Source organism: Methanoculleus sp. (genome assembly GCF_036677455.1).
In the GTDB taxonomy this organism is placed as follows: Archaea; Halobacteriota; Methanomicrobia; order Methanomicrobiales; family Methanoculleaceae; genus Methanoculleus.
In genome coordinates this window covers 1-21,251 of the sequence record NZ_JAVBWL010000005.1, presented here as the reverse complement: position 1 = coordinate 21,251, position 21,251 = coordinate 1, and the positions used below count along the sequence as shown (strand labels likewise).

14 protein-coding genes, 2 tRNA genes and 3 rRNA genes are annotated in these 21,251 nt (G+C 60.1%); 10 read left to right on the top strand and 9 right to left on the bottom strand.

Going from position 1 to position 21,251, the window contains the following annotated elements:
* Positions 1-44 precede the first annotated feature (44 nt).
* A complete protein-coding gene (locus V6K60_RS01210) occupies positions 45-830 on the top strand; it encodes an MBL fold metallo-hydrolase (RefSeq protein WP_332448685.1) in 786 nt (261 codons plus the stop codon).
* A gap of 8 nt (positions 831-838) precedes the next feature.
* Here the strand turns inward: V6K60_RS01210 and V6K60_RS01205 are convergent, their stop codons facing one another.
* From V6K60_RS01205 to cofG, 5 genes are all read right to left on the bottom strand, one after another.
* A complete protein-coding gene (locus V6K60_RS01205; RefSeq protein WP_332448684.1) occupies positions 839-2,125 on the bottom strand; it encodes a PAS domain S-box protein in 1,287 nt (428 codons plus the stop codon).
* 119 nt (positions 2,126-2,244) lie between these two features.
* On the bottom strand, positions 2,245-3,423 hold the full coding sequence (locus V6K60_RS01200; protein ID WP_332448683.1) for a hypothetical protein: 1,179 nt from the start codon (positions 3,421-3,423) through the stop codon (positions 2,245-2,247).
* A 161-nt stretch (positions 3,424-3,584) separates the two neighbouring features.
* Positions 3,585-3,866, bottom strand: coding sequence for a ferredoxin-thioredoxin reductase catalytic domain-containing protein (locus V6K60_RS01195; protein WP_332448682.1), 282 nt, complete (start codon positions 3,864-3,866; stop codon positions 3,585-3,587).
* 83 nt (positions 3,867-3,949) lie between these two features.
* Positions 3,950-4,675: a phosphoribosylaminoimidazolesuccinocarboxamide synthase gene (gene purC, locus V6K60_RS01190; RefSeq protein WP_332448681.1), complete on the bottom strand. Its 726-nt coding sequence runs from the start codon at positions 4,673-4,675 to the stop codon at positions 3,950-3,952.
* Positions 4,672-5,700, bottom strand: a complete 1,029-nt coding sequence (cofG, locus tag V6K60_RS01185) for a 7,8-didemethyl-8-hydroxy-5-deazariboflavin synthase CofG (protein ID WP_332448680.1) — start codon at positions 5,698-5,700, stop codon at positions 4,672-4,674. The genes purC and cofG overlap by 4 nt, the downstream gene beginning before the upstream one ends.
* Positions 5,701-5,904: 204 nt before the next feature.
* On the opposite strand from cofG, the gene cofC reads away from it, so the two are divergent.
* Complete coding sequence (gene cofC, locus V6K60_RS01180; protein WP_332448679.1) at positions 5,905-6,552, top strand: 2-phospho-L-lactate guanylyltransferase; 648 nt, start codon at positions 5,905-5,907, stop codon at positions 6,550-6,552.
* Here the strand turns inward: cofC and cofE are convergent.
* The 4 genes from cofE to glyA are packed head-to-tail and all read right to left on the bottom strand — an operon-like array spanning position 6,478 to position 10,188.
* A complete protein-coding gene (gene cofE, locus V6K60_RS01175) occupies positions 6,478-7,284 on the bottom strand; it encodes a coenzyme F420-0:L-glutamate ligase (protein ID WP_332448678.1) in 807 nt (268 codons plus the stop codon). The genes cofC and cofE overlap by 75 nt on opposite strands.
* Complete coding sequence (gene folP / locus V6K60_RS01170) at positions 7,281-8,090, bottom strand: dihydropteroate synthase (protein ID WP_442919541.1); 810 nt, start codon at positions 8,088-8,090, stop codon at positions 7,281-7,283. Before folP ends, cofE begins: the two co-directional genes overlap by 4 nt.
* Positions 8,087-8,920, bottom strand: coding sequence for a bifunctional methylenetetrahydrofolate dehydrogenase/methenyltetrahydrofolate cyclohydrolase FolD (gene folD / locus V6K60_RS01165; RefSeq protein WP_332448676.1), 834 nt, complete (start codon positions 8,918-8,920; stop codon positions 8,087-8,089). The genes folP and folD overlap by 4 nt, the downstream gene beginning before the upstream one ends.
* Positions 8,917-10,188: a serine hydroxymethyltransferase gene (gene glyA / locus V6K60_RS01160; protein ID WP_332448675.1), complete on the bottom strand. Its 1,272-nt coding sequence runs from the start codon at positions 10,186-10,188 to the stop codon at positions 8,917-8,919. The genes folD and glyA overlap by 4 nt, the downstream gene beginning before the upstream one ends.
* 189 nt (positions 10,189-10,377) lie before the next feature.
* Between glyA and V6K60_RS01155 the strand changes: the two genes are divergently transcribed.
* The 8 genes from V6K60_RS01155 to rrf all read left to right on the top strand — a co-directional run.
* Entirely contained in the window at positions 10,378-11,019 is a 642-nt protein-coding gene (locus tag V6K60_RS01155; protein WP_332448674.1) for a hypothetical protein, read from the top strand.
* An 18-nt stretch (positions 11,020-11,037) separates the two neighbouring features.
* Positions 11,038-14,481 carry a chromosome segregation protein SMC gene (gene smc, locus V6K60_RS01150; RefSeq protein ID WP_332448673.1) on the top strand — a complete coding sequence of 1,148 codons (3,444 nt, stop codon included), beginning with the start codon at positions 11,038-11,040 and terminating at the stop codon, positions 14,479-14,481.
* Positions 14,474-15,208, top strand: a complete 735-nt coding sequence (locus V6K60_RS01145; protein WP_332448672.1) for a segregation/condensation protein A — start codon at positions 14,474-14,476, stop codon at positions 15,206-15,208. Before smc ends, V6K60_RS01145 begins: the two co-directional genes overlap by 8 nt.
* Positions 15,209-16,300: 1,092 nt before the next feature.
* Positions 16,301-17,767, top strand: a 16S ribosomal RNA gene (locus V6K60_RS01140).
* A gap of 66 nt (positions 17,768-17,833) precedes the next feature.
* A tRNA-Ala gene (locus tag V6K60_RS01135) sits at positions 17,834-17,906 on the top strand.
* Between the two features lie 129 nt (positions 17,907-18,035).
* Positions 18,036-20,959: ribosomal RNA gene (locus V6K60_RS01130) — 23S ribosomal RNA — on the top strand.
* Positions 20,960-21,067: 108 nt separating this feature from the next.
* A tRNA-Cys gene (locus V6K60_RS01125) sits at positions 21,068-21,139 on the top strand.
* Between the two features lie 5 nt (positions 21,140-21,144).
* Positions 21,145-21,251: ribosomal RNA gene (gene rrf / locus V6K60_RS01120) — 5S ribosomal RNA — on the top strand; the annotation flags it as partial.

Here is a 21,251-nt window from a genome sequence, read left to right as displayed (position 1 = left end):
CCCGTCCCTGATCTTAAATAGCCGCACAGCCCACCATTTCTACAATGGAACTGACAGTCCTTGCGAGCGGGAGCAAAGGAAACTGCACCTATCTCCGGGGGGAGGGAGGAGCGCTTCTCATCGACGCGGGGCTCTCCGCCCGGGAGACCCTTCGCCGCCTCTCGGAAGCCGGGGGCGATCCGTCGCTCGTCGAGGGAATTCTTGTCACCCACGAGCATATCGACCATATCCGGGGTGTCGACGTCCTCGCACGGAAACTCGGGGTGCCTGTCTACGCGACCGGGGGCACGCTTGAGGCATTCACCCGAAAATGCGGCGCGAAAGCGGCAGAAGTCCGGCGGTGCAGGTGCAATGAGCCGTTCTCTCTGGGCAACTTCTCGGTCGAACCCTTTGCCGCCTCCCACGACGCTCGGGAGCCCTGTGGGTTCCGTATCACGGAAGGCGACCTCCGTATCGGGTTCTGCACCGACACCGGCACGGTCACCACGACCATCTTCGACCGGCTCGCCTCCTGCGACGCCGTCCTCCTGGAGAGTAACCACTGTCCCGAGATGCTTGAAAACGGCCCGTATCCTGCATACTTAAAGAGCCGGATACGGTCAAAACGCGGGCACCTCTCAAACCCGGACGCCGCCCGCTGCCTGCAGAGGCTTGCCGACCACATCCATATGGCGGTGCTTGCCCACTTAAGCGAGATCAACAACACCCAGGAGAAGGCGCTGTTGAGCGCGCTCGAAGGACTCGGGTTCTACTCCGACCAGGTCGGCGTCACCGTGGCACTCCAGAACCCCGGCCCGGTGCACCCGGAGTCCTGCGGCCTTCGGCTCTGATAGCCTGCTCACGCCTTCCGGAACGTGCAGAGCATACCGATCACGACGCCCGCAGCATCGACGATCGGGTCGGCGACGATGCTGACCGGCTGTCGTGAACCGTCGTCTCTCGTGTGCATCGTCTCTTCTCTGCGCTCTACGGGCCTGCCCTCCCCGAGAACCTCCGAAGTGAGGGTCTCCCGGATAGCAGCGCTTGAGAAGAGGGACCATATCGGCTTCCCTGCCAGTTCTTCCTCCGCGTAGCCGGTCAGGCGCTCGGCCACCCGGTCGACGATGATGACCGTCCCGGTATGGTCGGTGGTGATCCTTCCCTCTTCGGGCCCGGTCACTTCCAGGGTGCCCTGTTCGATCGATGAGTCCAGCCACTCCTCTACGGCCTTCCGCTCGGTCATCTCAATGGCATAGAGGAGGCGCTCGAGTCGCTGGTTCGTATGCTCGAGCTGGGCGGTCCGCTCCCGAACGAGGTCTTCCAGGTGCTCGCGGTGGCGGTGCAACTCCTGCTCCGCTTCCTTGCGCTCCGTGATCTCCCTGATGACGGCGATGGCCTGCATCTCGCGCAGCGGCACAACCCGGGTTTCGTAGTGGTGGATCGCCCCGGCTATCGCGTGGCTGAACTCCAGCGGCGCGGCAGGCGCACCCGTCCTGACCGCCTGCTGCAGCGCCTCGCCAAGGGCCCCTCCTATCTCGGCAGGGAAGAGGTCCTGCACCCGCCGCCCGAGTAGCGCCAGGGGCACAATCGGCACCTCCGCGAGTTTGCCGACCCTGAACTCGAGGACCGTGCCGTCGGCGTTCAGCCGGAGGAACTGGTCGGGAAAGGCCTCGATCACTGCGGTCAGTTCCGATGCGGTCTGCCGGAGGCATTCCTCGATCAGGGCCTGTTTGGTCACGTCCCGGACGACGAGCATGGCAAGCCCGCCCTCAACCGGCGCTCGCCGGAGTTCGAGATCACGCACCCTCCCATCCTTGCAGACCGCGCTGGCAACCAGGGCACTCTGTTCTCCGCGGAGCAGTTTCTGCCCCATCGCCTCCACGCTTTGCCGGTATGCCGGGTTCGGATGAGCACGCTCGAACCATGCCTGCAGGCCGGGGACATCTTCCCGGGTATACCCGGTGATCCTGGTGAATGCCGGATTCAGGTACCGGCATTCGCCCTCGCTATCCACCAGAACGACTCCATCCGGCGCTTCACGGAGGATCGAGAGGTAGAGGTCCGGGAGAAGACGAGGTGACTCCCGGGCGCCGTCTGTCCCGGATGCTCCTGCCCCGGTGCCTTGAGTAGCATTGTTTCCCGTCATTGCAACTGATCCTCCCGGCTTACCCGGATATTCGGGCTGTAAACCCGTTCTGTAGAAATTTTTCCCGTGGATATAGATATATCCATCGTTCTACCGTTCTTTTCAGCACGGAGTGGCCGTCAGTCTTCCCCGATCTTCAGTGCATGCATGCAATACTGGTCGACGCTGGTGAAGAAGACCGATTTTGCCCGTTTTGCCCGGTGTTCATCCCCCTCGACGAAGTCCCGGAGAATGTATTCAAGCGTCGTAAGGTAATAGTCCCGTCCGGCGGAAGCCTTCTTTGCTTCGTCAAAACAGAGGTAACTCTCCGTCTTGCGGTTGCACATCACCTCGAGCACGGCATCGAGCATCAGGAGCAGGTGCCGGGGAAACTGCTTCAGGATAGCAAGTTTCCGGAAACTGGCGTAGGACTCCGGCTGTAATCCGAGGATTGCGAGTTTCAGCCCGAAGTAGATCGGGTCATGGTCGTCGGGGTATTGCTGCATCATCTGCTTGACGATGGCAGCGGCGTTGCTCCCGTTGCGCTGCTCGACGTGGACGTTGAACGCCCCGGCCAGGAACCGTCTGTCGTCCGGGAACCGCTCTGTGGCCAGGGCAAGGAGGCGCTGGCGGCGCCCGGTATCCCCCTCCAGTTTTGCCCGGAGGATGCCCATGCGGTAGAACTCCGGGTCGCTTGGGAACCAGGTGAATGCCAGGTCCAGCATGAACCAGAAGATCTGGTTGAGCCGGGCGTCTCTCCGGTTGAAGACCCCGAGACGGTCGAGCGGGGGATGGGACCGACAGAGCCCCAGCATCTCCTCACGGGCACGGAGTTCCATATCGTCGGGCCGAAACTCCGGCTTCCGGTTTGCTGCCCGGGACTGGGCGTAGTAACTGTAGGCAATCGCGGCATTGACCCGCCCGTCATAGTTCCTGTAACGGGCCAGGTACTCAATCGCCTGGTAGTAGTTGGCGGCGTCGATCAGTTTGAGGCCCGCAACCACGTCAAGCGTTGCCCGCCCTTTCCTTCGTCGCTTGTTCCCCATAGCATGCCGGAGGGTCTTCTCCAGGAACTCCGGTGTGGGGGTCTCGCGCGTGGCGCCAAGAAGTGTCAGGGTGGTCCCGTCGATGAAATCATCGTAGGACCGGTCGTCAAGATCGGGAAACGTCCGGTCGAGGGTGGTGGCGACATGCCCGAAGAAGACCGGGAGGTTGCCTTCCACCTGGGTGATATTCCTTGTGATATAATCGTCCATGGTAGCCCGGAGCTGCTCAAGCCTCCTGTTCCGGAGCGCTTCGGGCTGCCACGCATCATCCATGCACCTACAGGTTGAAACCAAACGTGATATACGTTATTATATGATCCCAAAACCCTCCTCGTATCGGTCTCTCGCCTTCGACACGATCTGCCGGACTCGCCGGAGACGTTGCGGTCTTCCCGCCTCATGAAGCGTGCACCGGAGGTATATGGAAAAAGAGGTTATTCCGATGGGTTCTTGAAGAGCAGCCTGCAGTGGCAGGTCCCATCTTCTTCAATCTCTTTCTCGTGGTAGATGCAGGGGCATATGATGGTCCGATCTTTCTCGGGGTCCCCGCTCCGGATCCTGCAGGGGCAGTATCCCGCCCCGAACCGTTCCTGGTTCCGGGCGAGCCCGCGAAGGACGGCCGCAAGCTGCCTCTCGTCGACGTTGAGTATGTAGCCTTTCTCATCCGCGTACTTCTTTATCCTGATACGTACTTCTTCGATCCCTTCGTCCGTCATGATACTCCTCTTCGTTGTCCAGGTCCCGGGTACCTCTACTCTTCAATACGGGGATCACCGGGTTAAACGTTGTGACCCATCCCTCACACAGACTCTTCGCGTGGCGGAGCAAGGATCCGTTTTGCGACGCCGGCGTAGGTCTCCATGACGTCCCCCTTGTTGAACCGGTAGACGTCCTTGTCAAGGGACGCCCCGGTCTCCTTGTCCCAGAGCCGCATCGAGTCCATGCTGATCTCGTCGCCGAGGACGATCTCTTCATCGTCACGGCCGAACTCGATCTTGAAGTCGACCAGGGTGATCCCGCGTGCATCAAGGTACTCCCCGAGCACCTTGTTGATCACGAGCGCCATAGCCTTGATCTGGTCGAGTTCCTCGGGCGTGGCAAGGCCGAGGGCGTAGATCAGGTCGTCGTTCAACATCGGGTCGTGGTGAGCGTCGCTCTTGTAGTCGATGACGATCACCGGCGGGTCGAGTCTCTCCCCCTCCTTGAACGAGTAGTTGCGCACGAGAGACCCGGCCGCGACGTTCCTGACGATCACCTCGAGCGGGATCATCGTGAGGCCCCGCACCGCGAAGGCGGCGGGCTCGATGCTCTCAAGGTAGTGGGTCGGGATCCCGTTCTCCTCCAGGTACCGGAAGAAGAAGGCGGAGACCTCCGCGTTATATCGCCCCTTGCCGCCCAGGGTATCTTTCTTCCCGCCGTCGAACGCCGTGATGTCGTCACGGAACCTCATGATGTAGACGTCAGGGTCGTCGGTGCGGTAGACGGACTTTGCTTTCCCTGTGTAGAGGAGGTCAACCTGTTTCATGGCAAATCTCCAGATATGTCTGTCGGGATAAATGATGAGGTTATGCTCCCCCGTGTAGCGAGCCTCTCTGCGAGGTCACGGATGAGGGGTTCGAGCAGGGGGGAGTACCACCCCAACTCGATATACTGCGGGTAGATGCAGAGCCGTTCGCGGAGTTCGGCGTCTCCGGCCACCCTTCTCAGTTCGTCGATCTGCGGCCAGGGGTGCTCGGGGTTGACGTAGTCGATGGTGAGCGGGGAGACCCCGCCGAGGTCGTCCACGCCGCACCCGACCAGGCGGGCCGCGTCGATGAGGTTCGGGGGGATCTGGACCGCCACGTCCCGGGGGAGGATCTCGCGGGCGAGGGCGATCGTCTCGCAGATCTCGTCGGTCCCCGGCACCGGCATCCCTTCCATCGGCGTCCCCGGCTTCGGGCAGAAGTTCTGGACGATCACCTCCTGGATGTGGCCGAACCGCGAATGGAGGTCCCGGATGACCCGGAGCGACTCCTCACGGTCCTCCATCGTCTCGCCGATCCCGATCAGGATGCCGGTCGTGAACGGTATCGAGAGCCTTCCTGCGTTCTCGATCATATCGATCCGGACCGCCGGATCCTTTCCGGGAGAGTTCCGGTGCGCGGGAACGTCCGCGGTCGTCTCGAGCATCAGCCCCATGCTCGCGTTCACCTCGCGGAGCCGGTCGAGTTCCTCGTAGGAGAGGATGCCGGCGTTGGTGTGCGGCAGGAGCCCCCGCTCGATGGCCGCGAGGGAGAGGTCGTAGACGTAGTCCAGGATGTCGGCATAGCCGAGACCCTCGAGCAGTGGAGAGAAGCCGGGCACCGCGCCGGGCCGCTCCCCGAAGGTGAAGAGCGCCTCCGTGCAGCCCAGGGCTGCGCTCGTGTCCAGCGTCCGGATCGCCTCGCCGGGAGGCATGATGCACCCCTCGCCGACCGGGGTCCGGAAACAGCAGTAACCACAACGGTTCGCGCAGACCGTCGTCAGGGGGAGGAATGCGTTCCTTGAAAAGGTGATCACGCGCCGGTGCATGGGTATATGTCGGCACTCCCCCACATGAACCTTCGGGAGCGAGGTCGTGCCGGAACGCCTCCGTCTGACCCCCGGATCCGTCGCGGCTTCACGGGATGGTGCCTCGCGCGAAGGAACGGCGCCGGCAGCCATATGGCAGGCCGGGTTCTCCGGCGCACAACCATAACGATGCCTTTTTGATACTGCCCCGACAACCGTTTCACGATGTACTTCCACGCGCTCATTCCCTTTAAGCCCACGAACCCCAAGACGCGTCTCTCCTGCATCCTCAACCAGGAGGAACGGGAGGCGTTCGCCCGGGCGATGCTTGAAGACGTGATCGCCTCCGTGCTGAAGTCCGGGTGCAGCGCCACCCTGCTCTGCACCCACCCCTTCAAACACGAGAACGCGCTCATCGCTGTTCGGAAGGAGTCGCTGAACGACGCGATCAACTGGGCGCTCGGACAGTTCCACTGCCCCGCGCTCATCATCATGGCCGACCTGCCCCTGGTGACGGCCGGAGATATCCAGCGGCTGATCCGGACCGAGAAGGATATGTCCATCGTGCCCGGCCGGGGCGGCGGGACGAACATCATATTCCTCAAAAAACCGCGGTGTTTCCACGCCGATTACTACGGGGCAAGTTTCCTCGACCACCTGCGGATAGCAGAGGAGTGTGGCTTCTCCGTCGAGGTGATCGACTCGTTTCGGATGTCGACCGATATCGACGAGAAGGAAGACCTGGTCGAGATCCTCATCCACGGAAAAGGGAGAAAGAGCCGGGAGTATCTGGAGAACTCAGGGTTCTCTCTTGCTATCGACGAGAAGGGACGGGTCGGCGTGCAGCGCGACGCCCATAAAGAGGCACTCTGAAGCGTCGATGGTGGCGACCCCGGTGTAGTCGCCGACCGGAAGTGCTATCCCTCGCATGAGGGCTGCGGGGACGCACTCCCCCGATTCTCCCATCACCAGTTCTGCGGCCGACGCGATGCAGTCCGCCACCGCCCTCTTCGTGACCTCGAGCTCGCGCCCGAAGAGGTCTGTCTTCCCGCGTTCGTCAAGCACCGAGGGGATGCCCGAACACCCGATGGCAACCCCGCTGCACCCGAGGCGCATCGCATGCGTCCGCGAGTCGATGACGATGACGCCGACGTCGACACCTGCACGCTCTGCTATCGCGGCGCGTATTCCTGCCGCGGATGCATCCGGGTCGGCGGGAAGGAGGACGACGGAGCCGGGCGGGGCGTTCGAGGCGTCGATCCCCGCGTTCGGCAGGAGCGTCCCGTTCTTCATGCAGAGCAGGAACCCGGGAATGCCCCCGACGACCCGGTCGCTCTCGCGGAGCACCACTTCGACGAGGTGGGGGTCCATCCGGTAGACCTCAGCGAGGCGGAACGCTTCTCTCGACGGCTCGATATCGGCCAGTCTTGTGATCCGCCCTTCGGCGGTGGCCACGGCGGACTCCGCAACGACCACGACATCCCCTGCCTGTATCCCCCGGGACTCCGAGCGTTCTATGGCCGCAAGGATGTGGGTTGCGATATCGTCACCGGCCCGGACCAGGGGGGTCGCAAGGCCATAGACCTGAAATGATGGTGTCGTCATATCTTTCTCATCTTCTCATGAATCCGAAGGAGGTCGGCGGTCTCCCTGACATCGTGGCTCCGCACAACGGCTGCTCCCTTTGCCGCCAGCGCCGTCGTGACCGCAAGCGTGCCGGCGAGCCGCCCTTCGGGCTCCCTTTCCAGCAGATCCCCGATGAACGTCTTCCGGGAGACCGCGGCGAGCACCGGGCGACCGAAGGTCGAGAACGCCTCGAAGTTCCGGCAGAGTTCCCAATCGTCCTCGCTCGTCCGCTCCGGGGTCCATCTCCCTATTGCGGGGTCGAGGACGTACTCCTCGATCCCGTAGCGCGCGCACCGTGCCGTCACCATCTCGAGCGCCGAGAGCGTGGCGGCAAGGCCGACGGCGTCGCCGGGCTCCTTGAGGCTCGCCATCGCAAATACCGGGAGCCCTGAGTCGGCGACCGCCCGCGCATACCGCTCGTCGGCAAGGCCGGAGATATCGTTTGCCGCATGAATATCGTGTCTGAGGCAGACCGCAAGCACCTCCGCATGGCAGGTATCCACCGAGAGGGTGATCCCGGTTCCGTCGAACTCCGCGAGTGCCGCGTCCATCCGTGCCGCCTCCTCGGAAACGGTCAGGGGGAGGGTGCCCGGGGCGGTGCTCCGCGCTCCGATGTCGATCATATCGGCGCCCAAATCAAGCATGGTGAGGGCACGGTTATAGAGCTCCCCGGTCGGGGTGTAGGAGCCCCGGTAGAACGACTCGGGGCTGCAGTTGATGACGCCCATCAGGCGGACCGGGGCACCGCCGCCGATACGGATGCGGTTTACCGTGCAGTCTCTCAGCATGTCCGTGACTTGGCCGCCAGGAAGGTGTTCTCCATCAGCGTCGCGATCGTCATGGGACCGACGCCGCCGGGGACCGGGGTTATCGCTCCCGCCCGGTCGCGCACCGCCTCAAAATCAACGTCGCCAGAGAGTCTTCCCTGCTCGTCGGTGTTGATGCCGACGTCGATGACCGTCGCGCCCTCCTTCACCATCGCCGGCCCGACAAACTTCGCCTTCCCGACCGCGCTGACCAGGATATCGGCTCTCCGCATCTCATCTGCCAGGTTCTCGGTCTTCGAATGGCAGATGGTGACGGTTGCGTCGGCGTTCAGGAGCAGGGCGGCCATGGGCCTGCCCACATCGATGCTCCGGCCGACGACGACCGCCCGCTTCCCTGCGATCGGAATCCGGTATTCTTCGAGGATCGTCATGATCCCCTTCGGGGTGCAGGGCGCAAAGACCGGGGTTCCGGCAAGAAGCCTTCCGAGGCTGCAGGGGTGAAACCCGTCCACGTCTTTTTCCGGTGCGACCGCATCGATCACCCGGGTGGTGTCCACCCCGGCAGGAAGCGGCAGCTGGACCAGAATGCCGTTGATCTCGGGGTCGTTGTTGAGCCGCGTGACCGCCTCGAGCACCCGCTCGGTGGAGGCGTCCGCCGGGAGTTCGATGCCGACCGACCCGATACCGACGCGCTCGCACGCCCGGTGCTTCATGCGGACGTACATCTGCGACGCGGGGTCTTCACCCACGATGACCGTTGCGAGGCGCGGGTAGAGTCGGGACTCCTCTATCTTCTCCTTGAGGATCTCGAGCCTCTTCTCCGAGACTGCTTTGCCGTCGAGTATCATGCTACTTCAGGGTAGAGGGGATACTTGCTCGCAAGGGCAATAACCTCTTCTCTTACCTCGGTGATCGCCTTCTTCGAGGCCTTGTCCCTCGCGATATCCTTGACGACCCGGCCGATCCAGTGGCCGATCTGCTTCATCTCCTCTTCTTTCATGCCGCGTGAGGTGACGGCCGGGGTGCCTATCCGCAGACCGCTCGTCACGAAGGGGCTGAGCTGCTCGCGGGGGATGGTGTTCTTGTTCACGGTGATCCCCGCCTCGCCGAGCGCGACCTCGGCCGCAAGGCCGGTGAGGTGCTCGCCGTTTGCGGAGATACCGGTCAGGTCGAGGAGGATCAGGTGGTTGTCGGTGCCGCCGGAGACGAGGTCGAGCCCTTCCTCGCTGAGCACATCAGCCATCGTGCGGGCATTCTTCACGACCTGCCTGCAGTAGTCCCTGTATGAGGGGGTCAGGGCCTCCTTGAAGCAGACCGCCTTCGCGGCGATGGTGTGCATCAGGGGGCCGCCCTGCATCCCGGGGAAGATGGACTTATCGATGGCGGCAGCGTCCTCCTTGCCGCACATGATGGCGCCGCCGCGGGGACCGCGGAGGGTCTTGTGCGTCGTCGTCGTCACGATGTCGACGACGCCGACCGGGGAGTTGTGGTATCCGGTCGCACAGAGCCCGGCGATGTGGGCGATGTCCGCCATGCACCTCGCGCCGACCGTATCGGCGATCTCCTGGAACGCCTTGAAGTCGATCTCGCGCGGGTAGGCGCTTGCGCCGCAGACGATCATCTGGGGCTTGACCGTCCGCGCCAGTTCCTCGATAGCCGCGTAATCGAGTGTCTCCGTTTCAGAGTCGACGCCGTAGTGGAAGATGGAGTACCAGCGCCCGGTGATGTTGACCGGCGAGCCATGGGAGAGGTGGCCGCCCTGGGTGAGGCTCTGGCTCAGGATCTTGTCCTTGTAGCCGAGGTAGGCGAAGTAGGCCGCCTGGTTTGCCTGGCTCCCCGAGTGCGGCTGGACGTTCGCGTGCTCCGCACCGAAGAGTTCGCACATCCGGTCGCGCGCCAGGTTCTCTACGGCGTCATGGAACTCGCACCCTCCGTAGTAGCGCTTGCCGGGGTAGCCCTCGGCGTACTTATTGGTCATGATTGAACCCATCGCCTCGAGAACCGCCTTGCTGACGACGTTCTCGGAGGCGATCAGTTCCAGCCCGTTGACCTGACGCAGGCGCTCTTCCTCGATGAGGCCCGCGATTTCTGGATCGAAGTTTGCCAGATGAGACATGCAGAAAAAGGGTTGCCCCGGTGAGGTAATATGCTTTCTTTTGCATGATCTGTCTGCGACGGCTCTCTCTCCGGCACCTGTTGCTCACCTCTCTTTCGCATCCGGATAAAATGTAATAATTCTTCTTTTCAAGAGATCTATAGGAATATTATTACGTAATTATTATCAAGGATTAATTCGAGGGAGACTATGGCTCAGAAGGATGCAAGGATACGGTTTCTGGAGCGAGAACTCGCGGAGCGAGAAAAGGAGATGGGGACGATGAAGGATTGCGACCAGCCGCCGGCACCGGAGGCGGAAAGAGAGCGTTCAGAGGCAGAAGAAGAGCGCCTGCGGGACCTGGAACGGAAGGTACGGGACCTCGAGGCCCTGGTGAAGGGCCTGATGGAAGAGGTCCTGGATCTCAAATCCGTGGCAATGAAACTCTCCCGGGAAGCGGAGGAGCGCAGGAAGAGGCCGGTCGCGGCTGAAGAGAGGAAGGCCACGGCCACGCTCCAGGCGGAGCCTCGCGTCAGCGCCGAACCCGCGGCACGCGGTGGTGCCGCGACACCACGCACACCCGCGCGCCCGGTGAAGACGCAGCAGGAGGAACCTGTCCCCGAAGACGGAGAGATGGACCTCATCATGCAGAACGACGGGACGCTGAAGCCGGAGCCGAGAAGGTCCTCGGAGTACATCGTCGCCAGCGCCCGGTTCGGGAACGCCCCGGTGAAGGGCCGGGGGAAAGGGGGCAAAGCGTCCGAACGGACACTCTTCGTTGAACAGAAGAAGCGTTCCGTTGACGATGTCATCCAGGCTGAAGAGGATGATACGGTCGACCTTGAGCGGTAGTGAAAGGGAGCCTGATCCTTGTACATCACGCAGCTTGAGATCGACAACTTCAAGTCTTTCGCAAGAAAGACGAAAATTCCTTTTTTCGAAGGATTTACCGTCGTCTCAGGCCCGAACGGTTCCGGGAAGAGCAACATCATCGACAGTATCCTCTTTGTCCTGGCCCTCTCGGGTGCACGGGGGCTGCGGGCCGAGAAGCTGACCGACCTGATCAACGTCAACTCCGGGAAGAACACCGCCGAGGTAACGATCACGCTCTCGGACGGCACGACGATACGCCGCCGTATCAAGCGGACGCCGGCGGGATACTACAGTTACAACTACTTAAACAACCGTCTCTGCAAGCAGGCCGAGGTCATCGAGTTCCTTGCGAAGATCGGGATAAAACCGGAGGGCTATAACGTCGTGATGCAGGGTGATATCACCCGCATCATGGAGATGAGCGACGGGGAGCGCCGGAAGATCATCGATGAGATAGCGGGTGTCGCCGAGTTCGACCATAAGCGTGAACAGGCGTTCTCGGAACTTGAGGTGGTGCGGGAGCGGATCGAGCGAGAGGAGATCCTCCTCTCCGAACTGGTGGCGAGGCTGGATGCGCTCCAGCACGAGCGAGAGCAGGCGGTGGAGTATCGGCGGCGGCAGGAAGAACTGGAGCACCTTGAACAGTGCCGGGGCGCGGCGCTTGTCCGGCAGAAAGAGCAGGAGATCGGGACCCTTCACGACCTGATGCTCGACCAGCAGGCAGCGCTCGGACGCACCGCCGGCGAGGCTGAGTCCATCGGGACAGGTCTTGAAGAGGCGCGCGGACGCCAGCATGCGGTCGAGGAAGAGATCAACCGTAAGAGCGGTCCCGAGTACCTTGAACTCGTCGGACGGCTCGAGGAGGCCCGGGGCGGGATCAAGGTCGGCGAGAAGACCATCGAGCGGCTCGCGACCGGGAAGGACGAGAACCTCGAGGCGGTCCAGCGGGTCTATATGGACAACCGGCGTGCCGAGGCCAGGATCGAGGAGTGTGCCGGGCAGATCCGCAACCTCTCGATCGACCGGGCGAACCTCGCCATGGAACTCTCGGCGCAGCGCGAGCAGATGGAGGCGATCGAGGCGCGCATATCGAGCGAGAGCAAGGAGGTCGAGGGGCTCAAGGACCAGCTCTTCGCCTGGATGCAGGACCTCGAGGGCAGGAAAGAACTCCGGGCGAAGATCCTCCATGAGCAGGATATCCTCATCGAGAAGAGCCGGATGCGGACGTCGGAGCGGGAACGCCTGGATGCGCGCATCCACCAGATCGTGGAGGAACTGGAGAACAAGCAGGCACAGGTCGCGGATTACGCCTCCTGCATGGCCGACTGCGAGGGGGAGAAGCACCGGATCGAGCGCGAACTCTCCGAGGCCGAGAGTACGCTCTTTGGGCGGCGGTCAGCCCTTGACCGGTTGAAGAAGGAGATCCGGGAGAACGAGCAGAACCTGATGCGGCTTGAGGCGCAGCAGCAGGCGCAGGGCGATGCCGGCGGGAGAGCGATGGACGTCGTCCTCGGTATGGACGGTGTCCATGGCACCGTTGCACAACTCGGGCGGGCACCGCAGGAGTATGCGACCGCGCTCGATGTGGCGGCGATGGGCCGGCTCCGCTGGGTGGTCGTCGATACCGATGCGGTGGCATCCGATGCCATCCGCTACTTGAAGGAGAACCGTCTCGGGCGGGTCACCTTCCTGCCGCTCAACAAACTCCGTCCCCCGATCCTCTCGCCGCTCGGAGCGGACCCGGGGATCGTCGGCTATGCGGTCGACCTCCTGGAGTTCGACCCGGCGTTCGACCGCGCGTTCCGGGTCGTCTTCGGCGCGACGGTGGTGGTGGACACCCTTGAGCGGGCGCGGCGGATGATGGGCCGGTACAAGATGGTCACGCTCGACGGTGACTTCGTCGAGAAGAGCGGTGCCATGACCGGCGGCTCTCAGGGGAAGAAGGTCCGCGGATTCGGCGTGGCGGTCGACGACGAGGTCCTGCGGATCCGCGCGACGCTTGCAGGTCTCGAGGCTGAGGCGGGTGAGATCGAGGCGTCTATCGGCCGTCTTGCCGTGGCTGCAGAGGCGAAGCGCGCGGAGCGGAGTGCGGTCGACGAACAGATTGCCCGCTACCGCATGCTGGTCGAGGAGTTCCGGAAGCGCACCGAAGTGCTTGCGGGGGAGAAACAGACCCTCGAGGCGACCCTGCAGGAGATGATCGAGGGTGCGAAGACCGGCGGCGAGGAGCTTGCGCGGCTTGAAGGGGATCTTGAACGGACCGCCGGGGAGATCGCGCGACTCTCGGCGGAGGTCGACGGCCTCAAGAAGAAACTCGATGATACCGAGATCCCTGCCCTCACCGAGCAGTATGAAAGGTATCGGAAGTCCGTCGAGGATATCGAGCGCCGGCTCCGGAATAAGGACGCCGATATCACCGATGCCAAACGCGAGCGGCAGCACTTCGCGAACCGTGCAGAGGAACTCACCCTCGAGCGGAGCCGCCTTGAGGCGAAGAACCAGGAGATCGATGCCGAGATCGCCTCGGCGAGAGAGCAGATCGAGGACCAGCGCCGGTTGATCGTCGAGCTCGAAGCACGGCAGAAGGAGTTCTCCGACGAGCTCGCCGGCCTGCATGCTGAGCGGGACCGTATCCTCGGTGAGGTCCGGGCGCTGGACCAGCAGGCCCGTGAACTCTCGGGCGCGATGGAACGGACCCGGATGCAGATCGATGCCCTCGCGGAACGGGAGCGCTCGCTCCTCGGGGAACTCGAGGCGCTCCGGGAGCAGGCCGGCGACGTAAAGACTGATCTGGATCTCCCTGCCATCGATGCGGGGATTGCCGAGGCCGAGAAGGCGTTGAAGAAGATCGGCGCGGTGAACATGCTTGCGATCGAGGAGTGTGATCGGGTCAGCACGCGTGTCGAGGAGCGGACAGAAAAGAAGGAGGTCCTCTCGCGGGAGCGCTCGCTACTCCTCGACCGGATAGAGAAGTACGAGACGATGAAGTACGACGCGTTCATGACGGCATATGCCGCGATCGACACAAACTTCCGGGAGATCTTCGCGCGGCTGACCGATGGAAGCGGCAGGCTGGTCCTCGAGAATGAGGAGGACCCGTTTGCCGGCGGCATGACGTTTGCGGTCCAGCCGCGCGACAAGAAGGTCCACCTCCTCTCGGCGCTCTCCGGGGGCGAGAAGTCGCTCACGACGCTCGCGTTCATCTTCTCCATCCAGCAGTACATGCCCGCACCGTTCTACGCGCTGGATGAGGTGGACATGTTCCTGGACGGGAACAATGTCGGCAGGATTGCCGCCATGATCAGTGAGCTGACCGGGAACGCGCAGTCGATCATCGTCTCGCTCAGGAAGCCGATGATCGAGCGCGCCGACCGCATCGTGGGCGTGACGATCCGCGCGGACAAGAGCACCTACGTGACCGGTGTGCAGAACAATGGATGAAGAGCCCGTCGAGATCCTGGTGGGCATGGCCGAGCGGGGGGAGGTCGACCCCTGGAACATCGATATCGTGGATGTTACGGACCGGTTCCTCGCCGAACTCGACCGCCGCAAGGAACTGGACCTGCGGGTCTCGGGAAGGACGCTCTTTTATGCTGCGTGCCTGCTGCGCCTGAAGTCGGACTACCTCGATGGCTGGGACGGCGATGAGGACGAGGAGCCGATCTCCGATGAGGATGAAGACCCCCTGACCTACCTTGATTTCGACGGTGAACCCGGGGATGAGGGCGAGCCGATGGACCGCCTGGAGCGGGAGATCCAACGTCGTCTTGGGAGAAAGAGCCTGAGAAAACGCCCGCCGGTCACGCTCTACGAGCTCATCAAGCAGCTCAAGACGGCGGAGAAGGAGCAGCGCCGCAAACAGAGGAGACGGGCCGTTGTGCCCCGGGAACCGGATCTCGACCTCAGTGCCGGGGACGTGGTGGCGGTGGCGCACGATGAGGGGTACCAGAAGGCGGTCTCGGTCGTGATGGAAGAGTTCCGGCGAGCCGCGCAAGACGGGCGGGCCCTGACGCTCGACGACCTCTCCGGGACAATGGGGTGGACCCGTCGGGAGGTTTACATCCCGCTTCTCTTCCTGATGCTCGAGGGAGAACTTGCGATCTGGCAGGATGAGTTCTTCGGCGAGATCCATATCGGTGACCACGTCCCGGATAAGGATACCGGATAGTGTCTGCGCGGCAGGCCACCCCTGACCCGGGGTGGTGTTGGCGGGTGCAGAAAATTTTAGATTTTTGACTCTTTTCTCAAATATCCCGGGAAATTATACCCATTTCTTGATCTGGCTGGCTGCGCGCGGAGGTATTTTTGGGGATCAGGAGCGCGTTCTGGAGCCCGCCTGATGGTGAGTCAGGAGGAATTCGCAGTCGAATGCCGGTTCCGGGTGCGGGTCCGGGGTAAACCTTTATATGTCGATGGGAGCAACATGTAATAGTCAAGTCGGAAGTGAATCCCGAGCCTGATTCTGCATTCTGGTGCAGAATGTCGGGGACTTCTGATGTCTATGGGGATCTGAGCCGGGTGCTCGGATCCGACGAAGCAGGGAAATGCTTATATAGCATTGACGACAACATTGTAAGGCTGTGTTGTCAGGGCTTCGGACCGTGCAGCCCCTTCGGGGTGGTCTGGTCTGTGGTCCTCTTCAACCGTTGTGAGGGCCCAAGTTTCGGCTTGGGTCTGATACGGGTGACAATGTTTATATGTCTGGAAGTTCAATATGTATTCTCACAAGACCTGCCAGCAACCGTCTAAAAACGGTTCTCTGGCAGGCTCGGGTCGGGAATACTATGGATTCCCGATTCGGCCCCTGAGGGGGAAACACAATGTTTATATCCTCAAAGATACAAACATTATTTCCTCACTCTGGAGAGACAGGGCGTCCGAGAAGTCAAGTCTCGGACTGGTTCTTCGGTCGGACCGGGAAATTCACTCTGAATTTCCGGAACTGATCCTGAAGCACGATGAGAACGTTTATATGTAATGACATACAAACGTTAATTCCTGCGCAGGTGAAGTGCTCCGGTCTGATTCGGGCCGGGTTCCCTGTATCTAAAAAGGACATGAAGATTCGAGCCCTCAAATCTCGAATCTGATGCAGGAAGCAAATGTTTAAATACTTACGAAATAAACATTGTTTTCCTGTTGATGGAGAATCAACGCGACCGCCATTGTGCGGGTTGATTCTGACGTTGGCATTGGCAATGCGGAAATTTGTTCAGTAACCGCTAATTCCTCCCAAGTTTAGTAGTGTGCATACTTCCAAATTCTGGTTGATCCTGCCAGAGGTCACTGCTATCGGGGTTCGATTAAGCCATGCGAGTCGAGAGGGTTCGGCCCTCGGCGTACTGCTCAGTAACACGTGGATAACTTAACCTGAGGAAGGGGATAATCCCGGGAAACTGGGGATAATACCCTATAGATTACAGGCGCTGGAATGCCCTGTAATCGAAAGTTCCGGCGCCTCAGGATAGATCTGCGGCCGATTAGGTAGTTGTTGGGGTAATGGCCCAACAAGCCAGTGATCGGTACGGGTTGTGGGAGCAAGAGCCCGGAGTTGGATTCTGAGACACGAATCCAGGCCCTACGGGGCGCAGCAGGCGCGAAAACTTTACAATGCGGGCAACCGTGATAAGGGAACCTCGAGTGCCTGTATATGCAGGCTGTCCAGGTGTCTAAAACACACCTGAAGAAAGGGCCGGGCAAGACCGGTGCCAGCCGCCGCGGTAATACCGGCGGCTCGAGTGGTGGCCACTTTTATTGGGCTTAAAGCGTTCGTAGCTGGGTTGTTAAGTCTCTTGGGAAATCTGGCAGCTTAACTGTCAGGCGTCTAAGGGATACTGGCAATCTTGGGACCGGGAGAGGTGAGGGGTACTTCGGGGGTAGGAGTGAAATCCTGTAATCCTCGAGGGACCACCTGTGGCGAAGGCGCCTCACCAGAACGGCTTCGACAGTGAGGGACGAAAGCTGGGGGAGCAAACCGGATTAGATACCCGGGTAGTCCCAGCCGTAAACGATGTGCGTTAGGTGTATCGACGACCACGAGTCGTCGAGGTGCCGAAGGGAAACCGTGAAACGTACCGCCTGGGAAGTACGGTCGCAAGGCTGAAACTTAAAGGAATTGGCGGGGGAGCACCACAACAGGTGGAGCCTGCGGTTTAATTGGACTCAACGCCGGAAATCTCACCGGATAAGACAGCTGAATGATTGCCGGGCTGAAGACTCTGCATGACTAGCTGAGAGGAGGTGCATGGCCGTCGTCAGTTCGTACTGTGAAGCATCCTGTTAAGTCAGGCAACGAGCGAGACCCACGCCAACAGTTGCCAGCATGATCTCCGGATTGATGGGGACACTGTTGGGACCGCCTCTGCTAAAGAGGAGGAAGGAATGGGCAACGGTAGGTCAGCATGCCCCGAATTATCCGGGCTACACGCGGGCTACAATGGGCAGGACAATGGGTATCGACACCGAAAGGTGAAGGCAATCTCCTAAACCTGTCCTTAGTTCGGATTGTGGGCTGTAACTCGCCCACATGAAGCTGGAATCTGTAGTAATCGCGTTTCAAAATAGCGCGGTGAATGTGTCCCTGCTCCTTGCACACACCGCCCGTCAAACCATCTTAGTGGGGTTTGGATGAGGCTGCGGTCGTTGCCGCAGTCGAATCTAGGTTCCGCAAGGAGGGTTAAGTCGTAACAAGGTAGCCGTAGGGGAATCTGCGGCTGGATCACCTCCTAATGAAATTCGCTTGGGATGCGGTTGCTGGACAAAACGTAAAATTGCCGATGTCAACGGGAAATTAGGGCTCATAGCTCAGTTGGAAGAGCGCCGCCTTTGCGAGGCGGAGGCCGGGGGTTCAAATCCCCCTGAGTCCACTGGGCAGGGCGGTATCAGTCCTGCCTTCCATGCACCCGGAGATGTGAATCACCGGGGAAGGGCTGAAGGTCTTTTGACCTGACGAGGCCGTGTAAAGGTGCGTATTCTGGACGTTAAATGAGTTCAGCGGAACGGTGATATGCCTGTCAGTGGATGGCTCGGTTCGAGTGCCGAAGAAGGGCGTGCCAAGCTGCGATAAGCTCCGGGAAGACGCATGGAGTCTACGATCCGGAGATCCCCTAATGGGACATCCCAACACTTCGGTGTTGATCCGTAAGGATCGGGAACCCCCCGAATTGAAACATCTTAGTAGGGGGAGGAAAAGAAATCAACCGAGATGTCGTTAGTAGAGGCGATCGAACACGACAGAGTTCAAACTGAATCCCGAAAGGGAGATGTGGTGTAGTAAGCCTACCGTCCGGATACCAAGGCCAAATGGAAGTCCTCTGGAATGTGGTACCAAAGAGGGTGATAGTCCCGTACATGTAAGCCAAGGTGTCCTGGTAGTGTCTTGAGTACCGCGGGTCGGAATTCTCGCGGGAATCTGGGGGTCATCAACCTCCAAAACTAAATACTACTCGAAACCGATAGCGTATTAGTAGCGTGAGCGAAGGCTGAAAAGTAACCCTTGAAAGGTGGTTAAAAGTGCCTGAAACTGATAGGTGATCGTGAGTTACGGCGCGAAAGGATCTTCCACGTGAAGGAACCCGTCGCGAGGCGGTAGTACGGGCGTGGTTGCCGGTGTCGTAACGTACGTTTTGAAGAACGGGCCAGAGAGTTTATTCTGCAGGCGAAGGTTAACCCAAAAGGGGAGCCGAAGGGAAACCAACAGGTCCGTAGCCTTCGGGCATGGGACGACGTATTAAAAGTGCGTGGAGTCTGCAGGATAAGACCCGAAGCCTAGCGATCTATGCGTGGGCAGGTTGAAGCGTGCCGAAAGGCGCGTGGAGGACCGCAGGCGGTTTTGATATGCAAATCATTCGCGTGACCTGCGTATAGGAGTGAAAGATTAATCGAGCTGGGCATCCGCTGGTTCCTCTCGAAACATGCCGTAGCATGACCTGGCTGGAGATAGACGGTGAGGTAGAGCACTGATTGGGGGAGCTGGGGGAGAAATCCCTCACCCCCCTGTCAAACTCCAAATTCCCCGTCGTCGAAGATGGCTGGCAGTCCGCATTACGGGGTAAGCTTGTAATGCGTAAGGGAGACAACCCAGACCGTGGTTAATGTCCCTCAATGTAGGCTAAGTGTCAACACTGAAAGGCGTCCCAGGCCAAAGACAACTGGAAGGTGAGCTCAGAAGCAGCTATCCTTTAAAAAGTGCGTAACAGCTTACCAGTCGAGGTTTGGGGCACTGAAAATGGACGGGGCTAAAGCCTACTACAGATACCACGGACCACGCGCAAGCGTGACGGCGTAGAGAGGCGTGCTGCCTGGGCAGAAGCAGGGGCGTAAGCTCCTGTGGACCGGGTAGTAATGAGAATTCTGGCATTAGTAGAAGCAAAGTTGGGTGAGAATCCCAACCGCCGGAGGGGCTAGGTTTCCTCGGCAATGTTCGTCAGCCGAGGGTTAGTCGGTCCTAAGGTGTGTCGTAACTCGAACACATCAAAAGGGAAACAGGTTAATATTCCTGTACCATTCATCCGTAGCGGTTTACCGCCCTGACGCTTCGGGATATACCGGGCAGGGTCGTCGCCCTGTCCAAGCGTTCAAACTCGTGGAGTACCGCCATGGTGAGAAGCGAGCGAAGGCGTGATGGAGTAATCCGGTAAATTCCTGGAGCCCGTGAAAAGGGGGATGAATGTCCGTACCGAGATCTGACACAGGTGCCCCTAGCTGAAAAGGCTAAGGCGTGTCGGTTTAATCGTGTTAAGGGAACTCGGCAAATTGGCCCCGTAACTTCGGGACAAGGGGTGCCTGCCTGGCGATCAGGCAGGTCGCAGTGACCAGGGGGCTCTGACTGTCTAATAACAACATAGGTGACTGCAACTCGGAAACGATTAGTATAGTCACTGATTCCTGCCCAGTGCGAGTATCTGAATACCGGGTTCAACCGGACGAAGGACTCGTAAACGGCGGGGGTAACTATGACCCTCTTAAGGTAGCGTAGTACCTTGTCGCTTAATTGGCGACTTGCATGAATGGATTAACAAGAGCCCTACTGTCCCTAACACGAAGCCGTTGAACATTTTATCCTAGTGCAGAGACTAGGGACTCCAGATGGGAAGTGAAGACCCCGTGGAGCTTTACTGCAGCCTGTCGCTGTATTACGGTATTCCTTGCGCAGCGTAGATGGGAGGCGTCGATCCACCCCTTCCGGGGGGTGGGGAGCCAACAATGAGACACCATCCTTGGTTTACTGTAATACTAACTCTCCCTGAGAGGACAACGGTAGGTAGGCAGTTTGGGTGGGGCGCCACACCCTCGAAAAAATATCAAGGGTGCCCTATGGTCAACTCATGTGAGTCAGAAACTCACAGGAGAGTGTCAAGAGCATAAGTTGGCCTGACGCGATTACGCATAGCAAGTAATCGCGAGAGGAAACTCGGGTCTAACGAACCAATGAGCCTTATTGATGAGGGCCATTGACGACAGAAAAGCTACCCCGGGGATAACAGAGTCGTCGCCGGCAAGAGCACATATCGACCCGGCGGCTTGCTACCTCGATGTCGGTTCTTTCCATCCTGGCCGTGCAGCAGCGGCCAAGGGTGAGGTTGTTCGCCTATTAAAGGGGATCGTGAGCTGGGTTTAGACCGTCGTGAGACAGGTCGGTTACTATCTATCTGGAGTGTAAGGAGTCTGAGGGTAAGATGGAAATAGTACGAGAGGAACTTTCCGTCGTCGCCTCTGGTCGATCGGTTGTCCGACAGGGCAATGCCGAGCAGCTACGCGATAAGGGATAAAAGCTGAAAGCATCTAAGCTTGAAACCTGACCTAAAAAGAGACTCCGTTGAGGACACGGGTAAAAGACCCGCTTGATAGGTCCGGGATGTAAGCACGAAGGCAACGACGTGTTCAGTCCGCGGATACTAACGTCCGACACCATCCGCTGAACTCAGACGAAATCTGGAGTACGCACCTGATTACCTCTGTGGTCCGGTCTATTGTGGGTGTAACCCTTAAATAGATCGGACGACAATAACATACGGTAACACGGCTTGCCAAGGTGGCGGAGCGGCCACGCGGTTGACTGCAGATCAACTACACCCCGGTTCAAGTCCGGGCCTTGGCTTTGGTAATAGCGGCCACAGCAGAGGGGAAACACCTGGACCCATTCCGAACCCAGCAGTTAAGCCCTCTCACGTGTTGTGTGGTACTGAGGTACGAGAGTCCTCGGGAAGCAT